Source organism: Peribacillus sp. (assembly GCF_059453735.1).
In genome coordinates this window covers 1-8,691 of the sequence record NZ_JAZVJO010000221.1, presented here as the reverse complement: position 1 = coordinate 8,691, position 8,691 = coordinate 1, and the positions used below count along the sequence as shown (strand labels likewise).

Sequence of the window (8,691 nt, the reverse complement as noted above, 5' to 3'; positions counted from 1 at the left end):
ATTACGGCTCTTGTGGGTGCGAATGGTTCTGGGAAGTCAACGATTTTAAAAACACTCGCCCGTATTATGCAGCCACAAAGCGGGGATGTCTATATTGATGGACAAGCCATCCAGAAGCTTCCGACGAAGGAAGTAGCTAAGAAACTTTCCATTCTTCCTCAAAACCCGGTTGCCCCTGACGGCTTGTCTGTCAGCGAATTAGTGGCATACGGTCGATACCCACATCAAAAGGCGTTTAGTTCTACGACTAAATCAGATTATGAAATCATCCAATGGGCCATTGAATCAACTGGTTTGACAGCATTGCAGGATGAATTGGTTGATGAGCTATCAGGTGGACAACGTCAACGTGCTTGGATTGCGATGGCATTGGCTCAAAAAACAGGAATTCTGTTATTAGATGAACCAACGACTTTTTTAGATATGGGACATCAGCTGGAAGTGTTGAAGTTGCTTCGGAAACTTAATAAGGAAGAGAAGAGCACAATTGTGATGGTTGTTCATGATCTGAATCACGCAACACGTTTTGCGGATCATTTAGTATGCATTAAAGAAGGGGAAGTCATGCATGAAGGAACTCCGCATGAAGTATTAAATGACAAGATGTTAAAAGAAGTATTCCATATAGAGGCAACGATTTTAATTGAACCGAAGTCAAATGTGCCTATATGTATCCCAATGGATACGTTATATGGGGATCAGCGATGATGCGTAAGGAAAAATTACTTTGCGATATCCGCAGCGGTCGCCTTTATCTGATGTCGGTAGTGTCCATTCTTATCTTAGGGCTGAGTATGTTTGCAGCTATTTCAACAGGTGCTAAACAGCTTTCACTCTCTATAGTATGGGAGGCTCTTTGGCATTTTGACAAAACGAATATTGAACATCAAATTTTACATTCGATCCGATTCCCGCGTGTGCTTGCAGCGGCATTAGTAGGTGCAGCCTTTGCAGTTGCCGGGGCATTGATGCAGGGAGTAACGAGGAATCCTTTAGCCGATGCTGGAGTATTAGGGATTAATGCAGGAGCTACATTTGTTGTGGCACTGTCTTTTGTTTTTTTACCCAACCTTTCATTTTCTACGTTGATGATCTTGTCATTCTTGGGTGCAGCTTGTACAACCATTTTCATCTTCGGGTTGGGAGCAAGCTCACCTGGAGGATTAACGCCGCTGAAATTAACGTTAGCTGGCACAGTTGTTGCTTCGCTGCTGCATTCGTTTACATCTGGTATTGCGATTTACTTTGACCTTAGTCAAGATTTAGCGTTTTGGTATGCCGGGGGTGTGGCTGGTGTGGAATGGCCGCAGCTTAAGATTGTAGCGCCGATTATCCTCTTCGTGGTGGTAATGGCTTGCCTGCTTGGACGGCCTATTTCTTTGATGGCAATGGGTGAAGAAATTGCTGTTAACTTAGGTATACAGACGCAAAAAATTCGGTTAATTGCTATGATTATTGCGGTCATATTAGCTGGTGTTTCCGTAGCAGCTGTTGGCTCAATTGCCTTTGTCGGATTAGTCATACCCCATATCACAAGGAAGCTGGTCGGCGTGGATTATCGTTTTGTTATTCCATTGTCAGCTATATTAGGTGCCGTTTTACTGGTAGTGGCAGACCTTGGTGCAAGAACGATGGATCCGCCAAAAGAATTGGCCATCGGAGTGATTGTTGCCATGATAGGTGTACCGTTCTTTTTATTTGTGGCACGGAAGGAAAAGAGAAGTTTATGAATATCACCAGGAAGAGACGAAAGAAATGTCTTCAAGTTGGGTTTGCCCTATCTATCTTAATCTTAACGATCATAACTCTTGGATTAAATACAGGATCGTTGAAGATAGCACCGCTTGATGTTGTCAAAACGATCCTTGGTTTCGGTACGCCGATGTATGAGATGGTCTTATTTGAATACCGGATGCCTCGGATCATCATTACCATTTTGGCTGGAATGGGTCTGGGGATATCAGGTGCCATTTTCCAAGGGATTACTCGGAACCCCTTGGCTGATCCTGGTGTTTTAGGGATTCATGCGGGGGCGAGCCTTGGATTAATTGTTTATGTTACATACTTCGCATCATTGAATACGACTGCTGCATTAATAATCCCGCTATTCACCTTTATGGGAGGATGTCTGGCTGCAGGTCTCATATTCATATTAGCGAGTGAAAAAGGAAAGGGGTTGCTCCCCACAAGACTTTTACTAGTCGGAATTGCCATTGCAGCAGGGTTTAATGCCATTAGTTTGTATTTATCTCTGCAGCTGGATGAAAAAACATATTCATTTACAGCGAGTTGGCTGCTGGGTAATGTGTGGGGCAGGGATTGGATCAATGTGTATGCACTACTTCCATGGATGTTGATTTTGATTCCAATTGCCTTCATGAAGGCGAAACCATTAAATAGCTTTGCTTTGGGAGATACCATCGCAACCGGGATTGGCACGCGAGTAAACAAAGAACGGATTCAGCTGCTATGTATTGCCGTAGCGTTATCATGCGCAAGTGTATCGATGGCCGGTGGAATCGGTTTTATAGGACTGGTCGCTCCCCATATTGCCCGACGACTTGTAGGGCCGATGCATCAATATGTATTACCAATTTCTGCTTTGACGGGTGTTGTCATTCTTGTTTTTGCAGATACTATCGCAAGATCCCTTTTTGAACCCAATGCCATACCGGCGGGAGTTGTCGTCGCAGCAGTAGGTGCGCCTTATTTTCTGTATCTATTATTTAAACCAAAGTAAGCTAGTTATGGGTTTGTGGTTTGCCGGGTTACTCTGTATAATCGGAAATGATTAATTTTTATAAGAACAGGAGATCATCATGAGAAAACTACTGGTTGTACTAATGAGTACATTCCTTTTCGTCTTGGCAGCATGCGGGAATGAAGAAGGGCAAGAGAACAAGAAAGTAAACGAAAATAATGAATCAAAGTCTTCTTCGGATAGTAAAGGTGAAAAGTATGATAAAAAGGTAGCATCTATTTCTATTTTCTTAACGGGAGATTTAATGGCACTGGGTATTACACCTGATGGAACAACGACAAGTGATTACCTGCCGCTTGATGAAGAACGTTTTTCAGATACGGAATATTTAGGATTTACAAAAGAACCTGATATGGAAGCGTTAATTGCGATGCAGCCCGATGAAATTTTCATTGACAAAGAGTTTGCTGGGAAGCATGGTTTAGAGAAATACGAGGCGATTGCCCCAACGAATGTCATTAATCTGGATGAAGGCCGTTGGAAAGACCACCTACAAGATATAGCTGGCATCGTAGATCGGGAAGAAACTGCCGAACAGTTCATTAAAGACTATGAAGCAAAGGCAGCTGAATTATCTACGTTAGCTAAAGAAAAGCTTGGTGAAGGTACAGTAATGGCGGTACGTATATCACCAAAAGGACTGCGTGTATATGGAATGGAGCGTCCATTAGGTCCCATTTTGTTTGAAGATTTAGGATTCAAGCCAGCAACAGGTGTCGAATCAATTGAGGAGAACTGGGAGAATATTTCAAAAGAGGTATTGCCAGACTTCGATGCTGATACCATTTTTGTATTAGTGTCATCAGTTGATGAAGGCAGTGAAGACGTTTATAAGGAATTACAAAATGATCCGATTTGGCAAAGTCTTAAAGCGGTTAAAAACGATCAAGTATTCCTAATTTCTGAACAACCATGGTTAGATTATTCTGCATATGGAAACAAGTTGGCATTAGATAATTTAGAAGAGATTTTAGTTGCTAAATAAAAGAAAAAGGCTTTTCAACGGGTTCCTGTTGAGAGGCCTTTCTTTTTAGGTTTATCATGAAAGAGTTTGAGAAGCTGACAGTGGCTGAGATTTCTGAAAAAGCAAATTCCCGTTAATGGTGGACGGAACATGCTTCGAGGATAATACGTAAACTCATCTGTTAACGCAGGTGGTTTTTTTATATATGGAGTAAAACATATGACGATAGATATTTCTAGAAAGAAGAAGGCTCATGGTATAATATTTATAGTTAACCGCTTACAATAAAAGAATCAGAATAAAAATAGTTTGAAAATTTAAATAGTTAAGGAGTTGTGAAACGAATGGATGGTACTACATCAATTATGAAAGAACAAACGATTTTTAATCACATTGGAAATACAATTAAAACAGAAGATAGAGAGATTAATATACTAGCAAAATTTGAAGAGCCTCTCATCGTCATTTTAGGTAATGTGTTGAGTGAGGAAGAATGCAACGCCTTGATGAGCTTATCAAAAGATAAATTGAATCGTTCAAAGATTGGGTCCACCCGTGAAGTCAATGAGATGAGAACGAGCAGCAGTATGTATTTTGAAGAAAATGAGAATGATTTGATTACCAAAATTGAAAGAAGACTTTCATCGATTATGAATATCCCCACTGAACATGGAGAAGGAATTCAAATTCTAAAATATACGCCTGGACAAGAATATAAGGCTCATCATGATTATTTTTCATCTTCAAGTAAAGCCGCACAAAATAATAGGATAAGCACAATCGTTATCTACTTAAATGATGTGGAAAGTGGGGGAGAAACGTATTTTCCTAAACTAAAACTTTCCGTATCTCCAAAAAAGGGAACGGCCGTGTATTTTGAATATTTTTATAGCGATCAACAGATCAATGAACAAACGTTACATGGTGGAGCCCCAGTGATAGCAGGAGAAAAGTGGGTTGCTACACAGTGGATGAGAAGACAAAAATAGTGCTATATTTTCATTAAGGCGGGGAAACGCCTCTTCCCGTCTCTTTGAAGTGCGTTCCTCTTTAATCCCCCTAAGATTATCCCTTTAGCGTTTGCCAATAATGGAATAAACGTATATAATCAATTTAATATTTGTGCCTATGAATTTAATATGATGGTATGAAAATGGAGGTTATTATATGAAGTTTCCACATGATTTTATATTCGGAGCGGCGTCTGCTTCTTATCAGATAGAAGGAGCATGGAATGAAGATGGGAAAGGCGTAACCAATTGGGACGTCTTTTCAAAGATTCCTGGAAAGACGTATGAGGGAACAAACGGTGAGGTAGCGATCGACCATTATCATCGTTACAAGGAAGATATTCAATTAATGGCCGAGATGGGTCTTGAATCGTACCGGTTTTCTCTTTCATGGGCGCGTATTTTGCCAACAGGCGATGGTGAAGTGAATCCAAAAGGATTGGAATTTTATAATAATGTAATTAATGAATGTTTGAAATATGGAATTGTTCCGTTTGTTACTCTGTATCACTGGGACTTACCTCTGACCCTTGAAGAAGATGGAGGTTGGACTAATAAGCGAACGGCTGAAGCTTTCGTGAAGTATGCAGCGATTTGTTTCCAGTCATTTGGAGATCGTGTGAAACATTGGATTACGTTTAATGAAACGGTTATGTTTTGTGGGTTAGGCTACTTAAAAGGAGCCCATCCGCCTGGTATTCAAAATGATGAGAAGAAGTATTTTCAAGCGACGCATTATGTGTTTTATGCACATGCAAAAGCCGTAGAAGTCTATAAGAAATTAAGACAGTACGGGGAGATTGGCATAACGCATGTATTCTTGCCAGCATACAGTGTCGATGATAAACCGGAAAATGTGATAGCTGCTCAACATGCGAATGAATATGAAACGTTTTGGTACTATGATCCGATTCTAAAAGGGACATATCCCACTTATGTGGTCGAGCACTTAAAGGAGAAGAGCTGGACACCAGATTGGACGGAAGAAGAGCTGGATACCTTAGCAAGAAATGCGGAGAGTAATGATTTTATCGGACTTAATTATTATCAACCGATTCGAGTAGAAAAAAATAATGAAATACTTTCATCCATGGAACATTCACGAGAAACATCTACGCTGGCCCCAGGCAGCCCCTCTTTTGACGGGTATTATCGGACTGTTAAAATGGAGAACAAAACCTATACTAAATGGGGATGGGAAATCTCACCTCAGGGATTTTTAGATGGGCTGCATCTATTAAAAGCACGTTATGGTGATATAAAAATGTATGTTACAGAAAATGGACTTGGAGATGAAGATCCTATCATAGATGGTGAAATCGTAGATGTTCCTCGGATAAAGTATATCGAGCAACATTTAAAAGTGATTAAGCGGGCAATCCAAGAAGGGATTCATTTAAAAGGGTATTATGCATGGTCCGCTATTGATTTATTAAGCTGGCTAAACGGATATAAAAAGCAATATGGCTTTATTTACGTGGATCATCAGGATCATTTAAATCGAAAGAAAAAGCTTTCGTATCATTGGTACAAAGATATTATTAAAACAAGAGGCGAAAAGCTGTAAGGGAGATTATATGGCCGTAAAATACAAAGAAATAGCGGATGAGTTAGAAAAGGATATTAGGGATGGAAAGTTTGACGAAACAAAAAAGCTTCCGACAGAAGAAGAACTGGTAAAAAAGTTTGAAGTAAGTCGAAATACGATCCGAAAAGCCATTACTCAGTTGGTCAATCGAGGTTTTGTCTATCAAGTGCAGGGCAGTGGAATGTTTTTGAGGGAAAAATCGGAAACGGATTTCATCAATTTAGGCAGTCTAAGAGGATTAACAAAAGATTTGACCTCAAAAAATATTGAGACAAAAATTTTGGCTTTACACGTGGTTGAAGCAGATGAAGAAATAGCCAAACAATTACGTTGTGATACAGGAACAAAGCTGTATTATAGTAAGCGGTTAAGACTAGTAGAAAATGAACCGTTCTCGATTGAAATAAGTTATTTTAAAAAAGATATTGTCCCATATTTAAACGAAGATATTGCATCAAATTCCATCTATCGTTATCTTATCGAGGACTTAAAACTAAACATTGGCTTTGCGGATAAAGTCATTAATTGCGAAAAAATTAACGAGGAAAATGCGGGCTTGCTCCAAGTTAATCCATTAGATCCGGCCTTAATTATTGAAAACACAGTATGTCTTTCGAATGGAACGATCTTTGAATTATCTAAGTCACTTTTTCATTTTCAAAAAGCAAAAATCTTAAATCGAATTAACTTTAAATAAAAGTACAGGCTTTCCAATTCGCTAACGTGTTGGAGAGCTTTTTTCTTCTTTCAGGTTTATACTAATGTAAACGCTTTCTATTCGGGAGATGAGGAAATGAAGATTGTGATAGCTCCAGATTCATTTAAAGGAAGTATCTCTAGTATGGATGCTGCATTGTCGATTGAACGAGGGATTGTGCATGCTTTTCCTCATGCTGAAACTGTCTTAGTTCCTGTAGCGGATGGCGGCGAAGGAACAATGGAGAATTTAGTCGCAGCGACAGGTGGACATAAAACCAAAGTCCATGTAATCGATCCTCTGCAAAAGCCAATTGAAGCTGAGTTTGGAGTACTTGGAGATCAGCAAACATGTATTATCGAGATAGCAGCGGCTTCAGGATTGAATTTAGTCAGCATCGGTGAGCGCAATCCGTTAAAAGCAAGCACTTACGGTACTGGACAACTCATTAAAGCTGCCTTAGATGAGGGATATAGAAACTTTATTCTTGCATTAGGCGGCTCGGCAACGAATGACGGCGGAGCGGGAATGCTTCAAGCACTTGGTGTTGAATTAAAAAATAGCGCAGGGCAAGAACTAGATGTTGGCGGGGGTGAATTAGGTCAGCTGCAGCAGCTATCAATCGGAAATTTTGACCCGCGAATAGAAGAAAGTCAATTTATCATTGCGTCAGATGTAGAGAATCCTTTTGTTGGTCCTACCGGTGCAACGTATATATTCGGTCCTCAAAAAGGAGCGACTGAAGCGATGGTCAAGATCCTGGACGCTAATCTTTTGCACTTTGCCAACAAAATTGAAGAAAAAATGGGCGTCAGACTTCATGACAGCCCAGGGGCAGGGGCAGCCGGGGGAATTGGCGGAGCTTTTCAGGCATTCTTCCCTTCAACATTGAGAAGAGGGGTGGACGTTGTGATGGAGTATACAAAACTCGATGAACAGTTAGAAAATGCGGACCTAGTCATTACAGGAGAAGGGCAGGTCGATTTTCAAACTGCATATGGAAAAACACCAATGGGAGTTGCTCAATCAGCCAAAGCAAAAAATATACCGACCATCATCCTAGCAGGATCCTTTGAAGGAAAGATTGATTCTCTCTACCAATATGGAGTGATTGGGGTATATAGCGTGATGAATAAGCCCATGAGCTTGGACCAGGCAATGAAGGATGCGAGTCTATTACTAGAGAAAACAGCGGAACAAGTTTGCCGCACCTATTTTTTTAATCGAGCAGGAGACTGCTTGTGAAAACGTCCTAATGAGAGGCAGAAAAAAATGAGTTGATGCATCTGTAAGCTTTTGGGTACTAACGCCAGACCCAGAGATAAATCCAAATTACGAGATTAATCCTGATTTAAAAGCTAACATAGACACGAAAGTTACGCCAGATTCAAAGCTAGATATGATGCCTGATGGAGATACCGACCTTCATAAACGCCTAAGACCATTTCCTTCCCGTTAATTTTTTTTACTGAGAAGAGGATTTAATTTGAAAAAAAGTCTATTTTCGAAACTAGCATATCTATATTCTTCTATCGTTTTTGTCGCATTCTTAATCTATGTGTTTAGTATAGCGGATGAAAATTGGACAGTAGATTTTGAAAAACATAAAACATTTTTCACACTATTTTTCGGTCTATTTATAATCAGTGCAATCTTATTAGGAATAAATTT

General features: G+C 40.0%; 8 protein-coding genes. All 8 read left to right on the top strand.

Translation table 11 applies throughout. The features are described from left to right. On the top strand, positions 1–708 hold a 708-nt coding region (locus AC52RT_RS06960), incomplete at its 5' end, for an ABC transporter ATP-binding protein (protein ID WP_495540071.1). Next, the gene (locus AC52RT_RS06955; RefSeq protein ID WP_495540070.1) at positions 705–1,730 is read left to right on the top strand and encodes a FecCD family ABC transporter permease; all 1,026 of its coding nucleotides are present in this window, start codon (positions 705–707) and stop codon (positions 1,728–1,730) included. The genes AC52RT_RS06960 and AC52RT_RS06955, both read left to right, overlap by 4 nt. Next, positions 1,727–2,740, top strand: coding sequence for a FecCD family ABC transporter permease (locus tag AC52RT_RS06950; protein ID WP_495540069.1), 1,014 nt, complete (start codon positions 1,727–1,729; stop codon positions 2,738–2,740). Before AC52RT_RS06955 ends, AC52RT_RS06950 begins: the two co-directional genes overlap by 4 nt. Positions 2,741–2,819: 79 nt before the next feature. Beyond that, positions 2,820–3,746 (top strand): ABC transporter substrate-binding protein, encoded by a 927-nt coding sequence (locus AC52RT_RS06945; RefSeq protein WP_495540068.1) that lies wholly within the window; start codon positions 2,820–2,822, stop codon positions 3,744–3,746. A gap of 323 nt (positions 3,747–4,069) precedes the next feature. Further along, positions 4,070–4,714, top strand: coding sequence for a 2OG-Fe(II) oxygenase (locus AC52RT_RS06940; RefSeq protein WP_495540067.1), 645 nt, complete (start codon positions 4,070–4,072; stop codon positions 4,712–4,714). A gap of 178 nt (positions 4,715–4,892) precedes the next feature. Then, positions 4,893–6,302: a GH1 family beta-glucosidase gene (locus tag AC52RT_RS06935; protein ID WP_495540066.1), complete on the top strand. Its 1,410-nt coding sequence runs from the start codon at positions 4,893–4,895 to the stop codon at positions 6,300–6,302. Positions 6,303–6,312: 10 nt separating this feature from the next. Next, positions 6,313–7,020, top strand: a complete 708-nt coding sequence (locus tag AC52RT_RS06930; protein ID WP_495540065.1) for a GntR family transcriptional regulator — start codon at positions 6,313–6,315, stop codon at positions 7,018–7,020. A 96-nt stretch (positions 7,021–7,116) separates the two neighbouring features. After that, a complete protein-coding gene (locus AC52RT_RS06925; RefSeq protein ID WP_495540064.1) occupies positions 7,117–8,265 on the top strand; it encodes a glycerate kinase in 1,149 nt (382 codons plus the stop codon). Positions 8,266–8,691: the final 426 nt, after the last annotated feature.